24 protein-coding genes are annotated in these 21,588 nt (G+C 36.4%); all 24 read left to right on the top strand.

Annotation, left to right across the window (positions count from 1 at the left end):
• The first annotated feature begins 332 nt into the window (after positions 1-332).
• The 24 genes from ACTCAF_RS07405 to hisS all read left to right on the top strand — a co-directional run bounded on the left by ACTCAF_RS07405 (position 333) and on the right by hisS (position 21,585).
• Positions 333-932 (top strand): LOG family protein, encoded by a 600-nt coding sequence (locus ACTCAF_RS07405; RefSeq protein ID WP_463062688.1) that lies wholly within the window; start codon positions 333-335, stop codon positions 930-932.
• A 1-nt stretch (position 933) separates the two neighbouring features.
• Complete coding sequence (locus ACTCAF_RS07410) at positions 934-1,614, top strand: histidinol phosphate phosphatase domain-containing protein (RefSeq protein WP_463062659.1); 681 nt, start codon at positions 934-936, stop codon at positions 1,612-1,614.
• Complete coding sequence (locus ACTCAF_RS07415; RefSeq protein WP_463062660.1) at positions 1,604-2,155, top strand: hypothetical protein; 552 nt, start codon at positions 1,604-1,606, stop codon at positions 2,153-2,155. Before ACTCAF_RS07410 ends, ACTCAF_RS07415 begins: the two co-directional genes overlap by 11 nt.
• Positions 2,156-2,157: 2 nt before the next feature.
• Complete coding sequence (iorA, locus tag ACTCAF_RS07420; RefSeq protein WP_463062661.1) at positions 2,158-3,897, top strand: indolepyruvate ferredoxin oxidoreductase subunit alpha; 1,740 nt, start codon at positions 2,158-2,160, stop codon at positions 3,895-3,897.
• The gene (locus tag ACTCAF_RS07425; RefSeq protein ID WP_463062662.1) at positions 3,894-4,463 is read left to right on the top strand and encodes an indolepyruvate oxidoreductase subunit beta; all 570 of its coding nucleotides are present in this window, start codon (positions 3,894-3,896) and stop codon (positions 4,461-4,463) included. The genes iorA and ACTCAF_RS07425 overlap by 4 nt, the downstream gene beginning before the upstream one ends.
• Before the next feature lie 103 nt (positions 4,464-4,566).
• On the top strand, positions 4,567-5,040 hold the full coding sequence (locus tag ACTCAF_RS07430; protein ID WP_463062663.1) for a ribosome maturation factor RimP: 474 nt from the start codon (positions 4,567-4,569) through the stop codon (positions 5,038-5,040).
• An 8-nt stretch (positions 5,041-5,048) separates the two neighbouring features.
• Entirely contained in the window at positions 5,049-6,374 is a 1,326-nt protein-coding gene (gene nusA / locus ACTCAF_RS07435) for a transcription termination factor NusA (protein WP_463062664.1), read from the top strand.
• Positions 6,352-6,771, top strand: coding sequence for a YlxR family protein (locus ACTCAF_RS07440; RefSeq protein ID WP_463062665.1), 420 nt, complete (start codon positions 6,352-6,354; stop codon positions 6,769-6,771). The genes nusA and ACTCAF_RS07440 overlap by 23 nt, the downstream gene beginning before the upstream one ends.
• A gap of 21 nt (positions 6,772-6,792) precedes the next feature.
• Positions 6,793-9,645, top strand: coding sequence for a translation initiation factor IF-2 (gene infB, locus ACTCAF_RS07445; RefSeq protein ID WP_463062666.1), 2,853 nt, complete (start codon positions 6,793-6,795; stop codon positions 9,643-9,645).
• Positions 9,646-9,927: a DUF503 domain-containing protein gene (locus ACTCAF_RS07450; protein WP_463062667.1), complete on the top strand. Its 282-nt coding sequence runs from the start codon at positions 9,646-9,648 to the stop codon at positions 9,925-9,927.
• Positions 9,928-10,281 carry a 30S ribosome-binding factor RbfA gene (gene rbfA, locus ACTCAF_RS07455; protein WP_463062668.1) on the top strand — a complete coding sequence of 118 codons (354 nt, stop codon included), beginning with the start codon at positions 9,928-9,930 and terminating at the stop codon, positions 10,279-10,281. It begins immediately after the preceding gene.
• Positions 10,278-11,183, top strand: coding sequence for a tRNA pseudouridine(55) synthase TruB (truB, locus tag ACTCAF_RS07460; RefSeq protein ID WP_463062669.1), 906 nt, complete (start codon positions 10,278-10,280; stop codon positions 11,181-11,183). Before rbfA ends, truB begins: the two co-directional genes overlap by 4 nt.
• A gap of 76 nt (positions 11,184-11,259) precedes the next feature.
• The gene (gene rpsO, locus ACTCAF_RS07465; RefSeq protein WP_463062670.1) at positions 11,260-11,529 is read left to right on the top strand and encodes a 30S ribosomal protein S15; all 270 of its coding nucleotides are present in this window, start codon (positions 11,260-11,262) and stop codon (positions 11,527-11,529) included.
• A gap of 8 nt (positions 11,530-11,537) precedes the next feature.
• Positions 11,538-13,649 (top strand): polyribonucleotide nucleotidyltransferase, encoded by a 2,112-nt coding sequence (gene pnp / locus ACTCAF_RS07470; RefSeq protein ID WP_463062671.1) that lies wholly within the window; start codon positions 11,538-11,540, stop codon positions 13,647-13,649.
• A 21-nt stretch (positions 13,650-13,670) separates the two neighbouring features.
• Positions 13,671-14,873, top strand: a complete 1,203-nt coding sequence (locus ACTCAF_RS07475; RefSeq protein ID WP_463062672.1) for a M16 family metallopeptidase — start codon at positions 13,671-13,673, stop codon at positions 14,871-14,873.
• On the top strand, positions 14,858-15,292 hold the full coding sequence (gene dut, locus ACTCAF_RS07480) for a dUTP diphosphatase (protein WP_463062673.1): 435 nt from the start codon (positions 14,858-14,860) through the stop codon (positions 15,290-15,292). Before ACTCAF_RS07475 ends, dut begins: the two co-directional genes overlap by 16 nt.
• Positions 15,293-15,868, top strand: a complete 576-nt coding sequence (gene tsaB / locus ACTCAF_RS07485; RefSeq protein WP_463062674.1) for a tRNA (adenosine(37)-N6)-threonylcarbamoyltransferase complex dimerization subunit type 1 TsaB — start codon at positions 15,293-15,295, stop codon at positions 15,866-15,868.
• Positions 15,852-16,289: a ribosomal protein S18-alanine N-acetyltransferase gene (gene rimI, locus ACTCAF_RS07490; RefSeq protein ID WP_463062675.1), complete on the top strand. Its 438-nt coding sequence runs from the start codon at positions 15,852-15,854 to the stop codon at positions 16,287-16,289. Before tsaB ends, rimI begins: the two co-directional genes overlap by 17 nt.
• On the top strand, positions 16,282-16,500 hold the full coding sequence (locus ACTCAF_RS07495) for a DUF465 domain-containing protein (RefSeq protein ID WP_463062676.1): 219 nt from the start codon (positions 16,282-16,284) through the stop codon (positions 16,498-16,500). The genes rimI and ACTCAF_RS07495 overlap by 8 nt, the downstream gene beginning before the upstream one ends.
• Positions 16,501-16,533: 33 nt before the next feature.
• Positions 16,534-17,688, top strand: a complete 1,155-nt coding sequence (gene metK, locus ACTCAF_RS07500; RefSeq protein WP_463062677.1) for a methionine adenosyltransferase — start codon at positions 16,534-16,536, stop codon at positions 17,686-17,688.
• Between the two features lie 6 nt (positions 17,689-17,694).
• Complete coding sequence (locus ACTCAF_RS07505; RefSeq protein WP_463062678.1) at positions 17,695-19,059, top strand: dihydrolipoyl dehydrogenase family protein; 1,365 nt, start codon at positions 17,695-17,697, stop codon at positions 19,057-19,059.
• A gap of 2 nt (positions 19,060-19,061) precedes the next feature.
• On the top strand, positions 19,062-19,562 hold the full coding sequence (gene folK, locus ACTCAF_RS07510) for a 2-amino-4-hydroxy-6-hydroxymethyldihydropteridine diphosphokinase (RefSeq protein WP_463062679.1): 501 nt from the start codon (positions 19,062-19,064) through the stop codon (positions 19,560-19,562).
• Positions 19,553-20,248, top strand: a complete 696-nt coding sequence (locus ACTCAF_RS07515; protein WP_463062680.1) for a cytidylate kinase-like family protein — start codon at positions 19,553-19,555, stop codon at positions 20,246-20,248. Before folK ends, ACTCAF_RS07515 begins: the two co-directional genes overlap by 10 nt.
• Before the next feature lie 80 nt (positions 20,249-20,328).
• Positions 20,329-21,585 (top strand): histidine--tRNA ligase, encoded by a 1,257-nt coding sequence (gene hisS / locus ACTCAF_RS07520; protein WP_463062681.1) that lies wholly within the window; start codon positions 20,329-20,331, stop codon positions 21,583-21,585.
• Positions 21,586-21,588 lie beyond the last annotated feature (3 nt).

Here is a 21,588-nt window from a genome sequence, read left to right on the forward strand (position 1 = left end):
ATATGCTGTACTAAGGAGAATTTAATGGGAGAAGTGCGCCCAAAATGCGAAATAAATGCTTTTGGGGGTACTAAAAAGTAAAAAATTAAAGATTTGAACCCAAAAAATGGCTGATTTTTAACAAAAAATAAAGCGAGTAAAGATATATTTGAAATTATGCAAAGGTCTTTATAAACAAAAAAACTGTTCATGTTTACTGCTACTTGTAAATATAAAAAAAATATTCTATTATCCTTGAACTTGCTTTTCAGGAGGAAAATAGGGTGAAAAACGGCAACAATGTTATAGATCAATATCTCATTGATGAATTTAAGGTGGGAGATACATGGAGGATGTTTAAAATCCTTTCTGAGTTTGTGGAAGGATTTGAAAGTTTGTCAAAAGTTGAGCCGGCAGTGAGCATATTTGGTTCGGCAAGGGCGAAGGAAGACCATAGGGACTATAAAAAGGCAAGGCAGCTTGGCAAGATGCTTGCAGAAAACGGCATTACAGTGCTTACCGGTGGTGGGCCAGGCATAATGGAAGCGGCAAACAGGGGTGCTACTGAAGCAGGTGGTCAATCTGTTGGCTTAAATATTGAGCTGCCTTTTGAGCAAAAACCTAATCCGTATGCAAAAAAGGTTGTTACATTTAATTATTTCTTTGTCAGAAAGGTTATGCTTGTAAAATATGCAAGCGCTTTTGTAATTTTTCCTGGTGGCTTCGGGACTATGGATGAGTTTTTTGAAGCCCTGACACTTATTCAGACAAGAAAAATAAAATATTTTCCATTGATTCTTGTAGATAGTGAATATTGGGGTGGTTTGATTGATTGGATAAAGAATGTAATGCTTGAAAACGGGTTTATAAATAGAGATGACTTGAACCTGATAAAAGTGGTAGATGAATTAAGTGAAGTAATGGAGTGCATAAAGCAATTTTTGAAGGTGTAAAATGAAAAAAATACAATTTTATGATTTGCATACCCATACAACTTTCAGCGATGGCGTTTTGATACCTGCCGAGTCGGCAAGAAGGGCTGAAGTGCTTGGATATAATGGGATTGCAATTACGGATCATGCAGACGAGTCCAATTTTCAATTTATAATTGAAAAGCAAAATGAGTTTAAAAAAAGGTTTAATGATGTATCAAATTTTAAAGTGATTGTGGGGGTTGAGTTTACCCATGTTAAGCCTGTTTTGCTGGAAAAGATTATTCCTGAGGCAAGAAAGTGTGGCGCAGATATTGTAGTGGTGCATGGTGAGACGATAGTCGAACCGGTCAAAGAGGGGACGAACAGGGCTGCAATTGATGCATGTGTTGATGTATTGGCGCATCCCGGATTAATTAGTGACGAAGAGGTTGCCCTTGCAGTAAAAAATGAGGTGGCTCTGGAGATTACTACAAGGAAAGGACACTGCTACACCAACGGTCATGTTTTTAAGCTTGCAAAACAATATGGTGCCAAACTCGTTTTAAACAATGATTTCCATGCTCCGGGGGATGCTTTATCGATAGAAATGCTTATAAATGTTCTTAAAGGGATAGGAGCCGATGAATTGGATATAAACAATATATTTGAAAATAATAAAAAAATATTTAATAAAGGTTTAGGAGGACAAAATGGCCAGTAAGAAAAATCAGGTTAACCAGGAAGTGCCAATTGACAGGTTAGAAGATTTTTTAAACAAAAATTTTAAAGTTATTCTTGGAGGAGTTGCTATCTGTATTTTTATTGTGCTTGTTGTTTATCTTGTTTACAAAAATGTTCAGGCAAGCAAAGTTGCCAAGCTTGATAATCTTGGCAGCTATGAGGTTATAATCAATCAAAATACATCTGATGATGTAATTGATTCTTTTGGCAAGGCTGCAGAAGACTTTTCAAAACAGAAAAATTATGTTTTTCTTAAAATTGCACAGATTTATGTGGCTAAAGGTGAAATGGAAAAAGCCAAAAGCTATCTTTTGAAGGTTGACGGTAATCTGAAAGAGTTTGCTGACAGCCTTCTTTACGATATTGGAAATAAACAGGTGATCTCATCATACAGCGACAACTCAAAACTTTCAATGATTTGGGATTATAGAAAAGCTCTTGGTTCAGGTGATATAAAAAGTTTTGTTGATAAATACCCTGATTCAAATCTTGCAGAGCTTTTGAAAAATTGGGAGTCTTAATAATGAAAAAAGTATTGTCAGGTAATGAGGCTATTGCCAGAGGTGCATATGAGGCTGGTGTCAGGGTTGTAAGCTCATACCCTGGTACACCAAGTAGTGAGATTACAGATTTTGTAAAGCAATATAAAGAGATTTATTGCGAGTGGGCTGTGAATGAAAAGGTGGCTGTAGAGGTAGCTATAGGAGCATCACTTGCAGGCAGACGTGCAATGTCCTGTATGAAGCATGTAGGTCTTAATGTTGCAGCTGACCCTTTGATGACTCTAAGCTACACAGGGGTTAACGGGGGGCTTATTATTCTTGTGGCTGATGACCCTAACATGTTTAGCTCCCAAAATGAACAGGATAGCAGAAACTATGCAAGATTTGCAAAGGTCCCGATGCTTGAGCCTTCTGACAGCAATGAAGCCAAAGAATACGTTAAAAAAGGGTTTGAGATTTCTGAAAAGTTTTGTACCCCTGTGATTGTAAGGTCTGTTACCAGGCTTTCTCACAGCATGTCGGCTGTTGAGCTTAATGAAAGGGTAGAAGTTGAGCCAAAGGGGCTTGAAAATAATATTCCCAAATGGGTTATGGTGCCAGCAAATGCAAGACAAAGGCACATTTTCGTGGAAAACAGGCTCAAGGAGTTGGAGCATTTTAACAACTCATCAGATTTTATCACAGAAGAAATCAATGACAGTGAAATTGGAATAATAACTTCAGGGATTCCGTATCATTATGTCAAGGAAGCAATGCCCGAGGCTTCAATTTTGAAACTTGGAATGGTATGGCCGCTTCCTGTTGAGAGGATAAAAGAGTTTGCAAAAAAGGTTAAAAAACTTTACGTAATTGAAGAGCTTGACCCTTTTATTGAAACGGAGCTTAGGGCAAAAGGAGTAAAACTAAGAAAGCTAAATCGACCTGTCAATGGCGAGCTTTCTGTTGATGCTGTCAAAAAGTTGTTTCGTAAAAAAACAGTAAAAGCAAAAAATCCAATTCTAAACCTTCCAAACAGACCACCCAATATGTGTCCTGGTTGTTCTCACAGAGGGATGTTTTATGCAATAAATAAATTAAAACTTTTTGCTGCTGGCGATATCGGCTGTTATACATTGGGTCTTTTACCCCCCCTTTCTGCAATAAACTCCACTGTGTGTATGGGAGCAAGCGTTTCTATGGCGCATGGTATTGACAGAGCAAGTGGCGGTGAATATGCCAAAAAAAGTGTGGCTGTAATTGGGGATTCTACTTTTTTTCATACAGGGATAAACGGTCTTTTGAATTCGGCATACAATAAAGGATTTTCCACTGTTATAATTCTTGATAACAGAATTACAGGGATGACAGGGCATCAGCCAAATCCTGGCACAGGTATAACTATCAGGGGGGAAGAAGGGCCTAAAGTGAATATCGAAATGCTGTGCAGGGCTTTTGGGATAAAAAATGTAACTACTGTTGACCCTTTTGATGTTGATGAGTGTGTCAGGGTGCTTAAAGAGGAGACAGCCAGAGAAGAGCTTAGCGTTATTATTACGAACAGACCGTGTATATTCGCAGACAGGACAGTGATTACAAATCCATACTATATTAAAGAAGATAAATGTACCGGGTGTACAGCCTGCACAAGGCTTGGTTGTCCTGCTATTTCATGGGATGCAAAGAAGAAAAAGGCGTTAATTGATGAGACACTTTGCACAGGTTGTTCTTTATGTCCTAAAGTTTGCAGGTTTGACGCTATTTTTCAAAGAGGTGACAAATGAAATATGATATATTGATGTTTGGAGTTGGAGGGCAGGGGACTGTTTTATCAAGTGATATTGTTTGCGAAGTTGCCCTTGAAAGCGGATTTGATGCCAAAAAAAGTGAAATACACGGTATGGCCCAGAGGGGTGGTAGTGTGGTAAGTCACGTAAGAATAGCTGAAAAGGTTTTTTCCCCTGTAATAGCTTTAGGCGAAGCTGATATACTTGTATCTTTCGAGCAGATGGAGTTTTTGAGATATATTGAGTATGCAAGCGACAATTCGACTCTTATTCTAAATACCAACAAAATATTTCCTCCAGGGGTTTTGTCAGGAAAAGAGGAATACCCTGATAAAATTATCAGGCAAAAATTAAAATTGTTTAAATATGTCAAAACCCTTGATGCGCTTGATATTGCTAAAAGTGCAGGAAACATGAAGGTTGCAGGTATGGCTGTTGTGGGTGCACTTGCAAGAATGCTTACTTTTAAAAAAGATGTATGGGAAAATGTGATAAAAGGGAAAGTTCCATCCAAAACTATTGAAAGCAATATAAAGGCTTTCAATATGGGTTATAATATTTAAATTTGTTGATAAAAAACTTGAATATTAAATTTAATTATGCTACAAGAAAAATAAGTGGGTATTTTCCCACTTATTTTTTTGTATAGGGTTTGTCGAAAATATCATGAGCATAGTCCACAAAAAATATGAACAGAAAGTCAGAGAGTATTTGAGTAAGAATCTACCCTTTGAAGATATAGAGCTTTTTGACGTGACATATCGCAGAGAAAGGGGTGGGAATATATTGCGTGTGGTTATTGACGGGCAAAATGTAGGTCTTGAAGAGTGTACGAAGGTTAGTAATTTTGTTTCAGAGTGGCTTGACAGTGAAGATTTTATAACCGAAAGATATTCTCTCGAGGTTTCCACGCCAGGTATTGACAGGCCTTTGAAGAGTAAAGAAGACTTTATAAAATTTAAGGGTAAACTTTGCAAAATTACACTAAAAACTCCAGTTGATGAAGGTAGAAAAAACTTCAAGGGTATAATTTCCAGTGTGGTTGATAATAAGTTGAGTTTATTTGTTGAGCAGGAAAACAAGAGTTTTGAGATAGATATTGAAAATATAAAAAAGGCAAAATTAGAAATAGATTTTTAGGAGGCAAAATGAGCAGAGAGCTTGCAAAGGTGGCTGATGAACTCGGCAGAGAAAAAGGATTGAGCAGAAAGATGCTGGGTGAAACACTTAAAGAAGCGATTATAACGGCAGTACAAAAGAAAATTGGAAAATACGGAGAGCCTGAGGTCAGTGTTGACCTTGAAAAGGGCGTTATTGATATATTAATTCCAAAAGAGGTTTCTGAGGAGATTGATAGCAGGTGGCATGAAATCAGCATTGAGGAGGCTAAAAAGTATAAAGAAAATCCTCAATTAGGTGACATAATAATGGTTCCTACTACTCTTGAAGCTCTTGGCAGACAGGCAGCAATTGCGGCAAAAAATAAATTGCTTGAAAAAATAAGAGATGCAGAAAAACAGGTAATATATGATCAATTCCAGAATAAAGTTGGTGAGATTGTAAACGGTATTGTCCTTAAAGCCGACAGAGATAATCTTGTCGTTAGTATTGGTAAAACAGAAGCTATTTTGCCAAAAAGAGAAAGTATTCCAGCTGACTTTTTTGGCAGAAGTGATTATGTCAGGGCATTGCTCCTTGAGATAAGGGTTGTGAGGGGTTGGCCTCAACTTATACTTTCAAGAACCCATCCTGATTTTCTTAAGAAGCTCTTTGAAATGGAAATTCCTGAAGTTTATGAAGGGATTATTGAGGTTAAAGGTGTTGCCAGAGAGCCAGGTGACAGAGCTAAAGTGGCTGTGTATTCTACCAATTCAAATATCGACCCGGTGGGAGCGTGTATCGGGCTTAAAGGGGTAAGGATAAATTCAATAAGTCAAGAACTTAGAGGTGAAAAGATTGATGTTATTGAGTGGTCGCCAGATCCGGTAAAATATGTTTGCAATGCAATTTCACCTGCTGAGGTGCTGCTGACAAATATATTTGAAGATGAGGAAACCATTGAGGTTGTTGTGCCTGACGATGAGCTTTCTCTTGCAATAGGTAAAAAAGGTCAAAATGTAAAGCTTGCAGCAATGTTGACTGGTTGGAGACTTGATGTGTTAAAAGAAAGTGAGTACAATGAGATAAGAAAGGCCAGAATGGCTGAGCAGGAACAGGAATTCAAAGAATTTGATGAATTATATAACCTTGAGCATATAGAAGTACTTACACCAGAAATGATAGCAAAACTTTTTGATGCAGGTCTGGATGATGTGGAAAAGCTTTCTACGTCAAGTGTTGAAGAGGTAATGGCTGCTCTTGATACTGATGAGGAAAATGCGATAAATATTATTAACAGTGCTATAGATTATTTGCAATCCAAGCTTTCTGAAATTGAAGATGGAGACCCATTTGGGGAAGAGGACAACGAATAGTATCAGGACGTGCGTCATTTGTAAAAATAAGTTTTTAAAATACGAGCTTTTAAGGTTTGTAAGAAAAAAGGATGAAGTATTGGTAGATATAGATTTTAGTACCGATGGCAGAGGTTTTTATATCTGTTATGACGATATATTTGGTGTTAAAGAGAAGTTGTTAAAAAAAATGACCAAGTTTGACAGAAATAAACTTTTTAGCATTTTAAATGAAGGTTGTAAGAATAAGATTTTAAAAAAATTAAGTTCTCTGAGGAGTGAAACAAAGGAAAAATATATCAAATTGTTTTGTGAAGATAGAAGCAGATTTTTGGATTGTGCAAGAGAACTTAAAGAACAACATGGTATTAAAAATATTGACATTATATTGGAAAGATTGGATAAATTAAATAGTTAAGAATTAAGGAGTGCTTTTGGTATGAGTAAATTTAAGTTGCAAGAAGTTATTGAAAAAGCCGGAATAAGTTTTGAAGAAGCCAGGGAGAAATTGAAAGAGATAAATATTGATGTTGAAGGGCTTAACGATTTGGTGGATGAAAAGGCGGTAACACATCTTGGTGTTGATTCAAAACTTTTAAGTGTTGATAAACGTCAGGAGCTTTTGAAAAAGGCACTTGAAAGGCATAAACGGCACTCCAGAGCTAAAGAGGTAGTTATAAAAAAAGATGGAACTGACAGTTCAAAAAGAATTTCTAAGGAAGAGCTTTTGAGGAAAAAAAGAGAGCTCGAAAAATCTTTGAAAAAAGTTGACGAAGAAAGAGAGAAACTAAGCAAGATTAAGCAAAAAGAAGAAGAGAGTAAAGACATAAAGCAGGAAGATATAACAACAGAAGAAATTCAAACAAAAAAAGTTGAGGAAGAAAAGCCTGAAAAAAGGCATGAGGAAACTGTTGTGGAAAATAAGGAGACTTTCAGTCAACCAACTGAAGATAAAAAGCCATCACAATCCGTTGAAAAAACACCTCAAAAGAGGTTTGGCACAGAAGATAGAAAGAAAGATGACAGAAAAGGGAGAGATTTTTCCGACAGAAAAAAGAGCCAGCATTCCGCAGACACAAGGACTTCAGACTCCAGGCAGTTCAGAGATAGAAAGCCTGAACAAAAACCAAGACATCATGAAGAGTCAAAAGACTCAAAAGATATGAGAGATAAAAAGGTTGCATTTAAAAGAAGAGAGGAGACCGAAAAACCTTCTGAGTCATTTGAAAAATTAAAGAAAGTTGATGTTGAAAAGAAGAAAGAAACCCCAAAAGAGGACTTGGAGCCAAAAAAGGTAAAAGGGAAAAAAGGGTTAAAGAAAGAGAAAAATATTAACAAAGATATATTAGAGGGATTTGATGAACTTGAGCTTGAAGAGGCAATAGTAAAAGGGGAAATAAAGGAAGAGTTATTACCCGTTGAAGATATTGACGAAGGGGGCGAAGATTCTTCCAAACAAAGAAAGAAGAAGTTTCAGAAAGGAAAAAAGAAGGATAAGTCAAAAGACACAAATAAGCCGGAGCCAGTAAAAATTACCAGGATAGAAATAGGCGAGACTGTCACAGTGAACGAGCTTGCAGGTCTTTTGGGTATTAAGGCTGTTGAGCTTGTTAAAAAACTGTTTTCAATGGGTGTTATGGCATCTGTTAACCAGGCAATTGATGCTGAAACTGCCCAGCTTCTTGGCGCCGAGTATGATATAGAGGTGAATGTAAAGACGGTTACCGAAGAAGACCTTTTACCTAAATATGAAGACAATCCCGAAAAAATGAAACCGAGACCCCCTATTGTTACAGTAATGGGGCATGTTGATCATGGTAAAACTTCTTTACTTGATGCCATAAGAAAAACAAGGGTTGCCGAAGGTGAGGCCGGTGGTATTACACAGCATATTGGTGCTTATGAAGTTGACTTAAATGGAAGAAGCATAACGTTTCTAGATACTCCGGGACACGAAGCTTTTACGACATTGAGGGCAAGAGGAGCAAATGTTACGGATATAGTTATTCTTGTAGTTGCTGCCGATGATGGGGTTATGCCCCAAACAAAAGAAGCTATTGATCATGCAAAAGCTGCAGGGGTTAGAATTGTCGTGGCGGTGAATAAAATTGATAAACCTAATGCCAATCCCGAAAAGGTTAAAACTCAGCTTGCCGAATATGGCATTATCCCTGAAGAATGGGGCGGAGAGTATCAGTTTCAGGAGATTTCTGCCAAAAATAAAATAGGCATAGATGATTTGTTGGAAAGGGTCTTGTTGGAGGCTGATATTCTTGAGCTTAAGGCCGACTATGATAGACTTGCTGAAGGTATTATCATTGAATCTAAATTGGACAAACAAAGGGGACCTGTTGGGACAGTGCTTGTTAGAAAAGGGACATTGAAAAATGGTGATTTCTTTGTCGTAGGTCCGACTTTTGGAAAAGTAAGGGCAATGTTTAACTCTGTTGGAAGAAGTGTTAAGACTGCAGGCCCGTCTGTACCCGTTGAAGTTATGGGTTTTTCATCCGTACCGGAATCTGGTCAAAATTTTATTGTGGTGCCTAACGAAAAGACTGCAAGGCAGATAGCAGAAATGAGGATGGAAAAACAGAAAGAAGCTGAGCTTAAAGAACGAAATAAAGTCAGCCTGAATGACCTCTTTGACAGGATAAAAGAAGGTGAGATACAGGATTTGAATATCGTTATAAAGGCAGATGTTCAGGGTTCTGTAGAGGCCTTAAAAACAAGTTTGTTAAAGTTGTCCAATAATGAAGTTAAGGTAAATATCATTCATGATGGAGTAGGTGGAATTAATGAGTCAGATGTGTTGCTTGCAGCAGCTTCAAATGCAATTGTTATAGGATTTAATGTAAGGCCTGATAACAATGCAAGAGCCGTGGCTGAGCGTGAGGATGTGGAAATAAATCTTTATTCTGTTATATATGAAGCAATCGACAATGTGAAAAGTGCAATTGAGGGGATGTTGTCACCTGAGATAAAGGAAAATGTTATTGGCAGAGTTGAGGTAAGACAGGTATTTTCAGTACCCAAAGTTGGGAAGATAGCCGGTTCTTATGTCCTTGAAGGTAAGATTACCAGAAACTCCAAGATTAGAGTGATTAGGGACAACATAGTGATTTATGATGGGAATATAGGTTCTCTTAAGAGATTTCAGGACGACGTTAAGGAAGTGGTTGCAGGTTATGAGTGTGGTGTAGGGGTAGACAGATTCAACGATATCAAGGAGGGTGATATCTTCGAAGTGTATGAAATGGTAGAAAGAAAAAGAGAACTTAAAGAACTGAACTAAATGATAGTAGGGATTCTGGATATGTTGCTGGAAATCCCTTCTGCTTTCTCATTAAAAGAGAAAAGAAGGGTATTGAACAGCTTGAAAACGAAATTGAAAAACAAATTTAATATTTCCATTGCAGAAGTAGGCCAGAAAGATATATGGAACAGGGCTGAGTTAGGGGTGGCTGTTATCAGTGATGATTCTTCATTCTGCAATGAACAGCTCGGTAAAGTGGTTGAATTTATCGATAACTTTCCCGAAGTTGTGTTGTTGGAAATTAATCAGGAGATTTTATAGATGCAAAATAAGGGAAGTTTTAGGGATAAAAGGATTGGAGAGCTTTTAAAAGAAGAGATAATGATGATAATTTTCAGGGAAATAAAAGACCCGAGAGTTGAAAATGTATCGATTACAGATGTAGTTGTGGCAAAAGATTTGAGTGTTGCAAAAGTTTATGTAAGAACATTGCTTGCCGAGAATAAGGATGATTGTCTTGATGGACTGAATCATAGTGCTTCTTTTATAAGGGGGAAGATTATGAAAAGTATCAGGATAAAAAAGGTGCCTCACCTTGAATTTTTTTATGATGATACTCTTGATAATGCCCTGAAAATAGAGTCTCTAATCAGAGAAGTTAATAAAGATAAATGAATGGTGTGATAAACGTCTACAAAGAAAGTGGTCTGACGTCTTTCAATGTGGTTCATCAGGTAAAAAAAATTCTTAATATAAAGAAATGTGGCCATATAGGTACTCTTGATCCTATAGCAGAAGGTGTTTTGCCTGTATGTATAAATCATGCAACAAAGGTTTCTGAATATCTTATGGCAAGTGATAAGGAATATATCGCCATGATAAGGCTTGGTGTGAAGACTGACACTATGGATATTTCAGGAAAAATTTTGGAAAACTCTGAGTATATTCCTGGGATTGAAGAGGTAAATGGTGTTGTTAAAGAGATGATAGGGGAAAAGGAGTACAAAATTCCTGCTTTTTCAGCTGTGAAAATTGCTGGTGAAAGGGCATACAAACTTGCCAGAAAAGGTCTTATTGATGATGCCGGTAGCAGGACGATGACTGTCTATGATATTTCGATTATAAAGTATGAATATCCCCAGCTTTTAATAAAGGTATCATGTGAAAAAGGTACTTATATAAGGAGTTTGATAGATTATCTTGGTGACAGGTTAACTTGTTTTGGTACAATGGAAAACCTTGTAAGAACAAAGAATGGAATATTTGACATTAAAAACTCCTTTAAATTGTCTCAGATAGCAGATATGGTTAAAAATGGCGATTATGAATTTGTTCAGCAGCTTAATAAAGTGATTGATTGGCCAGTATGTATTTTAAAAGATGAATATGTTGAAAAATTTCTCAATGGCGTACAAATTCCCAAAAACGGATATATAAAACTTCCGATAGAAGAAAGTGATTTTTTTTGGATAAGTGACATAAATAAGAAAATAATAGGATTTGCCAGAAAAAACAAAGGAAAAAACATACCGCTCAAAGTGGTAAAAATTTTTAAAGATATGGAATTTTTTCAATAAATGCATTATCGACAAAATTTACTTGTAAAAATAAAAAAATAATGATAATTTAAGCGTTTGAAATTGGAGGTGTTTAATGGCATTAGAAAAAGCGTTAAAAAACGAACTTATTGAAAAGTTTAAGAAACACGATTCGGACACAGGTTCTCCTGAAGTTCAGGTTGCTCTCTTGACAGAAAGAATCAAGCAACTCACTGAGCATTTTGCGACACATAAAAAAGACTTCCATTCAAGGAAGGGTCTTCTTATGCTTGTTGGCAAAAGGAGAAAACTCTTAGACTATCTCAAGAGAAAAGATTACAATAGGTACAAAGAGCTTATTGACACATTAGGTTTGAGAAAATAGGGTAAATGATGAAGAAAGAGGTTAAAGAGTTCGAATTAAGGCTCGATGAAAATATCGAGCCTATTATTTTTGAGACAGGCTTTAAAGCCAAGCAGACAAATGCCAGTATCTGGGCAAAGCAGGGTGAGACAATTGTACTTGTTACTGCGGTAGCAAGTAAAAATTCTCCAGACAAAATAGATTTTTTCCCTCTTACGGTAAATTATATCGAAAAATTTTATGCTGTCGGAAAGATTCCTGGTGGCTTTATAAAGAGGGAAAGCAAGCCTTCTGACAGGGAAACGTTGATATCAAGGTTAATTGACAGACCTTTAAGGCCACTTTTTCCTGATGGATTCAGAAATGAGACTCAGATTATTGCAACGGTTGTTTCCAGTGATTCAAAGAATTCTCCTGACATATTGGCATTGAATGCTGCAAGTGCAGCACTTATGATATCTGATATCCCTTTTAACGGCCCTGTTTGTGGCGTAAGGGTAGGGAGAAAAGACGGAGCTTTTATAATAAATCCGTCTCTGGATATTTATGATAGTTTGGATATGAATATAGTTATCGCCGGTACAAAGGACGCAATTGTCATGGTTGAAGCCGGTATGGATAATGTTTCTGAAGAAGAAGTAATTGAGGCTCTTGAATATGGGCACAGCTATATAAAGAAGATTGTTGCTGTTCAGGAAAAGATGGCTGCTGAAATTGGTAAAGAAAAGATGCAATACAAAGACTTTTCTGTGCCAGCTGAAATTTATAATAAAGTTTCTTCAGATTTGTCTGAAAAAATAAAAGAGGCAGTCTTAATACCCGGCAAGCAGGAAAAATATGAAGCAATTGATAGGGTAAAAGAAGAATATTTTGAAAAGCTAAAAAGTGAACTGGGTGATGAATTTGCTGAATTGGAAAGTGTTTATAAAGAAGCTTATTCACTGGTTGAAAAGGATATATTCAGAGATTTGACATTAAACTCAGGTAAGAGGGTCGATGGAAGGGGCTATACCGAAGTAAGGCCTATAGATATAGAAGTTGGTCTGCTGCCAAAAGCACATGGTTCTGCCTTGTTTACAAGAGGAGAAACTCAGGCTCTTGTGTCAACTACTCTTGGAACGAAAATGGATAGCCAGATGCTTGACGACATAGAAGGTGAGACAAGCAAAAGGTTTATGCTTCACTATAATTTTCCACCTTTCTGTGTTGGTGAAGTTGGTTTTTTAAGGGCACCTGGCAGAAGGGAGATTGGACATGGGGCACTGGCTGAAAGGGCATTGTCCTATCTGCTTCCCAGTGAAAAGGATTTCCCCTATACAATAAGAGTTGTATCAGAAATACTGGAGTCAAACGGCTCTTCATCTATGGCAACAGTTTGTGGCGGTTCACTATCTTTAATGGATGCGGGTGTTCCGGTAAAGGCACCTGTTGCAGGTATAGCTATGGGGCTTATCTATGAAAAGGATAAGTATGTTGTACTCAGTGATATTATGGGTATTGAAGACCACTTGGGCGATATGGATTTCAAAGTAGCAGGTACCAAAGAAGGGATTACAGCGCTCCAAATGGATATCAAAATAGAAGGGCTTTCAAGGGATATTCTTGAAAAAGCACTTTCTCAGGCAAGAGAAGGAAGGCTATATATTCTTTCCAAGATGAGTGAAATTATAGACTCTCCAAGAGCTGATTTGTCACCAAATGCTCCGAGATTTGAAGTTCTCAATGTTAATCCTGATAAGGTGGGGCTTATAATTGGCCCTGGCGGGAAAACCATAAAGGCAATAATTGAGGAAACCAATGTGGCAATTGATATACTTGATGACGGTGTTCTTAATATATTTGGCAATAACAAAGAGTCTATTGACAAAGCTATCGAAAAGATTATGGCTCTTACCCAGGAGCTTATCCCCGGAAAGGCATATAAGGCAAAAGTTAAGAAGATAGCTGATTTTGGTGCTTTTGTTGAGCTTATTCCCGGAGTTGAAGCACTTTTGCATGTCTCTGAATATGCTATTGAGAGGACAAACAAAATTTCAGATCATCTCAAAGTAGGTGATGAGGTTGAAGTAAAATATCTTGGCAAAGATGAAAAAGGTCGACTTAAAATTTCAAGAAAAGAGCTTTTAAAAGAAGGTGTCTAAAAAAGACACCTTTTCTTTTTTATGGATAGATTTGTTGCCGATAATTATAAAACTCCTGTTATTTGTGACAGAGACAAAAACTCAGAACTTATTCTTGCAGGAGTGTTCTTTTTAAACGGCAGTTCCGATGAACAGCCTGAATACAATGGTATCAATCATTTGATTGAACATATGGTTTTCAAGGGGACAAAAAAATATTCTGCAAGAGATATTTCATTTAAAGTAGAATCCCTCGGTGGATATCTTAATGCCTATACCACAAAAGAGTATACCTGTTTTTACATAAAAATGTTGAAGGAGAATTTCAAAAAGCTGGTCGATATTCTCTCTTCGATATGTTTTGAAGCTGTTTTTAATGAAAATGAATTTGAAAGGGAAAAAGATGTGATATCTGCCGAAATATCTTCAATTAGGGATAATCCTCAGGAGTATTTGTCAGAGATTTCAGAAAGTTGTATTTTTAAAAATCAAGGCTATAGACTGCCGATAGCAGGTACAATTGACTCAGTAAAGGGGATAGAACTAAATTTTTTTACAAAATACTATGCCGAAAAATTTGGTAGTTATGGATATTTTGGGGCTTTGTCAGGAAACTTTGAAGATGACGAGCTTGAATATTTTGTTTCAAAAATGCCTTATGCCCCATTTGAAGAAAAATTTTTTAAGAAAGAAGACATCATTATAGTAAAGAGAGAATTTGAAATTGAATACGAGCAGAGTTACCTTTCTTATTATCTAAATCTTGACAGTATCTTTTCAGAGCAAAAATATGCCTATTATCTGATAAGTTATATGCTTTGCGAATCCATGTCATCAAGACTTTTTCAAAGAATGCGCGAAGAGCTTGGTTTGTGCTATAATATAAGTAGCGATGTGACATTGTATAGAATTGGGGGTTACTTAAGCATTGACGCTGAAGTTAATAAATCAAATGTGAGTAAGTTTGACAAGTACTTATTAAAGGAGCTTGAAATTTTGTATAAAAAAGGTTTTAGAAAAAAGGAGATGATGTCAGCCAGGAATCAGATTTTACTTAATATAAAATATGGATTTGAGGGAGCACTTAATAGGTTTGAAATAAATGCAAAACAGTTTATGAATGATAAAAAGCTTATAACTCCATCAGAGATTGAGAAAAAAGTCTTGCAGTACAGCCTAAATGATTTAAATCTTATTTTCAAAAAAATATATGAACAGGGGATAGGAATTTGCAAAACAAAATAGTAAAAATAAAATTCACTGATAAGACACTTATACCTGTATATGCCACAAATGGTGCTGCAGGTGCAGATTTGAAAGCTGGCGAGGATGGATGCATTTTTCCAGGGGAAATAAGACTGGTCAAAACTGGTGTATTTCTGGAGATTCCTGAAGGTTTTGAAGGTCAGGTGAGACCCAGAAGCGGTCTTGCACTGAAATATGGAATTACGGTTTTAAACTCTCCCGGTACAATTGACAGTGACTACCGGGGAGAAGTAGGTGTTATTCTTGCGAATTTCGGTAAAGAAATTTTTGAGTTTAAAAAAGGTGACAGGATTGCCCAACTCGTATTCTCAAAAGTAGAGAAAATCCAATTCCAGCCGGTTGACACGTTTGAAGAGACTGACAGAGGCAGTGGTGGATTTGGCCATACAGGGGTATAAATGAAATATATTTATCTGGATACGGCAGGAAAAAGACTTATTTTGGCATATTTTGAAGATTTCAGGCTTATAGGAAGTGTTATTTTACCTTCTTATAAAGATATAAATGAAAAATTAGTTGAAAACTTTGATTTTATGCTGAATAATATTGGTATAGATATTAAATGTGTGGACAGATTTATAGTAAATATAGGACCTGGCTCTTTTACTGGGGTAAGAATTGGTGTCTCCTTTTTGCAAGGAGTATGTTTGGGGCTTGGAAAAAAGGCAAGTGGAATTTCCGCTTTTGATGTTGCTGCTTTAAGTTTAAATGAGGAAAAGTTTGCAATAGGGATAAAACTGATAGGCAAATATTACGGTATAAAAGAGTATGATTTTGGGGAAAGTAAATTTGGGGATTATCTGCAGATTATGAAGGAAGATTTGGAAAAATATGATAATGTTTATATATTGGATGAAAATATAAATCCACTGATAGGTATACAAAAGGATTGTTTTGTGGAATTTTTGACTGATGCAATCCCATTTTATTTGAGAAAATCCGAAGCGGAGTTAAATTTTGATAAGAGAAGCTAAACTTTCCGATTTAAATGAAATTGTTGAAATAGAAAATCAAAATTATTCTTGCCCATGGTCTTATGAAGCTTTTTTAAGTGAACTAAATTCTGATACTACAACCATATATGTATATGAAAAGGATAATATTGTCGTAGGATATGTTGTGGTTTATGATTTATTTGGTGAAGCAGATATCGCAAATATTTCTGTTAAAAAAGAGTATCAGAGGAGAAAAATTGGGTTTGAACTTATGCGGTTTGTTGTTTCTAAATATACAGGGTATACAATTTACCTCGAAGTTAGAGAAGACAATATCAGGGCGATAAATTTGTACAAAAAGTTTGGTTTTTTTGTGTATGGACGTAGAAAAGATTATTATGAAAAGGGGATAGATGCTTTTTTAATGAAATTAAATAACTTAGGGGTGAATTATGCTTAAATTAAAAGATGAACTAATTCAGAAGCTTTTGAAGGAGAATGAAGAGTTTAATCAGCTATACTATGAGCACATGTCTTTGGAGCAGGATCTTGAAGCGTTGTACAGTTTGAAATATTTCCCCCCTGAAGTTGAAATAAAAATCAAAGAGATAAAAAAGAGAAAACTAAAATGCAAAGATAGAATGGAGCAAATTGCAGCTGAGCTTGGCTGATAAAATATTAAGATATATTCAGGAGAGAAAGTAATGAGTGAGAGAAAATTTGTATTTACTTCAGAGTCAGTTACTGAAGGTCATCCGGATAAGGTGGCTGATCAGATAAGTGATGCGATTCTTGATGCAATGCTTAAGGATGACCCATATTCAAGAGTTGCCTGTGAGACAATGGTCACAACTGGCCTTGCAATAGTCGCTGGAGAAGTCACTACAAGGACTTATGTTGATATTCCTGAGATAGTGAGAGAAACAGTTAGAGAGATAGGTTATACAAGGGCAAAATATGGTTTTGACTATGAAACTTGCGGGGTAATTACAACAATAGATAAACAGTCACCTGATATTGCCATGGGGGTAGATACCGGTGGTGCGGGTGATCAGGGGCTTATGTTTGGTTTTGCCTGTGATGAGACAGAGGAGCTAATGCCTCTACCTATAATGCTTGCCCATAAGATATGTATGAAATTGTCAGAGGTTAGAAAAAAGGATATTTTGCCATATTTGAGACCGGATGGTAAATCACAGGTTACAGTGGAATATGAAGGTTTTAAACCGGTGAGAGTGGACACGGTGGTAGTTTCCACACAGCACTCCCCTGATGTCAAGATGAAGGATTTGAAAGAGGATGTTATTGAGAAAGTTATCAAGGAAGTGGTGCCGGCACATCTTCTTGACCCTGAGAATATAACTTATCATATAAACCCTACTGGTCGATTTGTTATTGGTGGTCCAATGGGGGATTGCGGTTTGACCGGGAGAAAAATAATTGTTGATACATATGGTGGAAGTGGTCGTCATGGTGGTGGATGTTTTAGCGGAAAAGATCCGTCTAAAGTTGATAGGAGTGCTGCTTATGCGGCCAGGTGGGTTGCAAAAAATATAGTGGCCTCAGGTGTTGCAAAAAGGTGCGAGGTTCAGCTTGCTTATGCCATAGGAGTTGCAAAGCCTGTATCAATATTTGTGAACACATTTGAAACAGGGATTATTCCTGACAGCGAGATAGAAAAGATAGTAAAAGAGCTTTTTGATCTTACTCCAAACGGAATAATGCATGCGCTTGATTTGAGAAAGCCTATTTATAAGAAAACGGCTGCATATGGGCATTTTGGCAGGGATATTTTTCCATGGGAGAAAACCGACATGGCTGATAAAATAAAAAGCCTTGCCGGAAAACTCGGTGCTTAAAAAATAATGTCTCAAAAAAATATTGTAATAATTGGTGCCGGCCCTGCTGGCACCAGTACAGCCCTGAAACTTTCAGGCAAAGGGTATAATGTCTATATCGTTGACGAAAAAACAGGGGGCAACTACTCCTACTCAGGAAGTGTGGTGTCAAATGCCTTTTTGTACTACAGCTATCTTTTTAATAGCTTCAAAGAAAAAATCTTTCCGATTCTTAATTTAAAAGAAGAAAAAAGTTTTGACGTCGATTTTAAAAAAGTTAAAAAAAATGTTGAAAGTATAAGAAACAAACTTGTTAAATCCTATAGGGAAGAGCTTGAAGAGGCTGATGTAAAAATTCTTGAAGGCAGGGCAAGATTTAAAAATAAAAATACAATAGAGATTATTGGCAAAGATAAAACTGATGAGATAAAATTTCAAAAGGCCGTAATAGCAACCGGTTCAGTAGAAAAAACTTTAAAAAATATCAACTGCAGTAAACTTTACTACCCTTCTAACATATTCTCCCTCGAAGAAATTCCAAAATCCGTGGCTGTTCTTGGGGGTGGTTTTGTAGGGCTGGAATATGCAACATTTTTTAAAAGACTTGGTTGTGAAGTGCAGATTATAGAGAAAGAAGGCAGGCTTCTAAGAAGCTTTGATGAGCAAGTTACAAAAAGGCTCGAAGATTCTTTAAAAAAGGACGGTATCAGGATTCATTTTAATAAAAATGTTCAAAACATAGAAAAAATAGGGAATAAAACAATATTATTCCTTGAAAATGATGAAAAAATTGAGTCTGAGATTGTTTTTTGTGCCATTGGGAGAAAACCCAACATAGACTTTCTATGCCCTGAAAATGCAGGGATAAAAATAGAAGATGGGATGATTGTTTTGGATGATGAATTAAAAACAACAAACTGTAATATTTATGTGGTGGGGGATGCTACTGGCAAAGCTATGCTCGTAAATTGGGCTTATCTTTCTTCCGAACTTGTATTCTCGGCCATCTTAAACCGTCCCGTACAGAAAAATAAAGTTTTACCTAAGGTAGCTTATCTGGATCCTGAAATAGCTTCTGTGGGATATACGGAAGAGGAAGCAATTAATGTTGGATTTGAGCCGGTTTCGATAAAATATACATACAACAACCTTGAAAAATCACTGATAATCGGATTTAATAAGGGGTTTGTGAAAATTATTTATGATAAAAATTTAAAGCGGGTGCTTGGGGCGCACATCATTGGAAAAGGTGCTTCTGATCTTGTTTCAATGTTTACTCTGATTATAGAGGCTGAAATCAAGATAGACAATATATCCGGGTTTATATTCAATCACCCCACCTTTGCGGAAGTTTTGGCTGAAATAGGCAATAAGGTGAAATCTAAAAGTTAGATATGAGCAGGTTTTGTTCTGTCTTAAACATTGGTTCAAATATTGGGAATAAATCCAAAAATCTTGCTCAGGCAGTAAAATATATTGCCAATATGTGTGGTATAATTAAAGTTTCATCCGTATATGGCACAGATTCCATGCTTCTGGACGAACAGGAAAGATATTTTAATTGCGCTGTGTTTATAAAAACCAACTTTTCACATTTGGATTTATTGTATTTTGTGAAAAAGATTGAAGGAAAAATGGGAAGGGTAAATACGGGGCGATGGAAAGAAAGGATTATTGATATCGATATTGTAGATTTTGATGGTCAGATATTTAAATCCAAACAATTGACTTTGCCCCATTATGATATGGAAAACAGGAGTTTTTTCTTATGGCCTTTGAGAGAAATTTGTCCCTACTATATTCACCCTGAAAAAAAAATTAATATTGGTGATATGATTGGTAAAATTAAAAATAACTTTAATATAACTTTATTGGGGGAGCTATTATGGCGATAATTACAATTTCAAAAGAATTTGGATGTGCCGGGGATTATGTGGCGGAGCGAATTGCAAAAAAACTGAATTATAAAATAATCAATAAGGAAATCATTGAGTATGTTTCCATACTTACATCTACAGATTTGAGTGTGGTTGAAGGTTATGATGAGGAAAAGCATTCAAATTTAAAAGCAACGCTTTCAAAGTATATTGATCTATCCGTTTTTAAGGACATTTTCAATATGAAAGATGAAGAGCTTAAATACTGCAGGTTAAAGCTGGAAGATGACGAAGGTCTTTTCCAGGAAAATATAAAGCAGGATATGACTTTTGATAGCGAAAGATATCAACATACTGTAGAAATGGTTTTTAGAAAGCTTGCCAAGAAAGGGAATGTTGTAATTGTAGGCAGGGGAGGACAATTTATTTTGCAAAATGAGCCCTACGCAATACATGTAAGGCTTTATGCAGATATGGACTCCAAAATATTGTGGGTTGCAAACAGGGAAAAAGTGGACAAAAAAACAGCTGAGACAATGATTCAGGAAATAGAGAAAAAAAGGTTTAATTACATAATGCATTACTACAATGAGGATGTGACAGATTTGAAACACTACCATATTGCAATCAATATGGCAAAGTCAAATATAGAGGAAGTTAGCAATATGATAGTGGCAATTGTTAAGGAAAGATACGATAATTAATATACTATACAGTTGACACTTCATACAAAGTGTATTAATTGGTAATTTCGTGTTTGAATAAGTATATGTCTGGAGGCAATTTGTTCAGGAAAGTTAAGGGATTTAGAGATATTTTTGGTGTTGAGGCAAACTATTGGGGACTTGTTGAAGATATTGCAAAAAGGGCTTTCAGGAGTTTTGGGTTTAGTGAGTTTAAACTCCCTATACTTGAAAGGGTGGAAGTGTTTGACAGGGGGATTGGTTCATCTACTGATATTGTAGAAAAAGAGATGTTTGTATTTAAAGACAGAAATGAGGAAATACTCGCACTAAGGCCTGAAGGCACTGCTTCACTGGTCAGGGCATATATTGAGAATAATTTGAATAATCCACCCGGTGTTAAAAAGTATTATTACTACGGGCCTATGTTTAGAAGAGAAAGACCACAAAAGGGGAGATTCAGACAGTTTTATCAGCTTGGTGTTGAGGTGTTTGGGAGTACTTCACCATTGACGGATGCTGATGTTATAAATTTGCTTTATTCTTTTTTTGAAAAGTGTGATATACTTGAATATCTTACACTTGAAATTAATAGTGTTGGCTGCCCTGTTTGCAGGCCTTCATACAGGGACAAGCTTGTAGATTATCTCGGTGATAAAAAAGAATTATTATGTGGTGACTGTCAGAGAAGGCTTCACACAAATCCGCTGAGAATTCTTGACTGCAAGGTTGAATCCTGCAAGAGTATTACCAGCCTTGCGCCTCTAATGATAGATAACCTTTGCGGTGAATGTAATGAACACTTTAACGACACCAAAAAATATCTTGACTTTATGGGAATAAAATATGTTGTTAATCCGAAGATAGTCAGAGGTCTTGATTATTATGTGAGAACAGCATTTGAGATGACAACTGATGTTCTTGGTGCAAGCAGTGCAGTTGGTGCAGGCGGTAGATATGACGGTCTTGTAAAGACCCTTGGGGGGCCAGATGTGCCAGGTATTGGATTTGCGATAGGGGTTGACAGACTTGTTGATATAATGATGCAGAAAGATTTTGGACTGAAAGAACAAATTGACCTATTTGCAGTGATATTTGACAAGGAAAGTCTTGACAACGTCTTACCTGTGATAAATAAACTCAGAAAAGATGGTTTTTCTGTTGAGTTTGACTATGAGACCTCTTCAATAAAATCTCAGATGAAGAAATCCGACAGATTGAATGCAAGGTTTGCAATATTTTTTGGAGAAGATGAATTGAAAAAAGGTGTTGTTACAATAAAGAATATGAAAAATTCAACTCAGAATGAGGTTGAAATAGAAAAAATAGCTGAATATTTAAAGGCTCAGACAGCATAAAGG

It is taken from the genome of Deferrivibrio sp. (assembly GCF_055117995.1).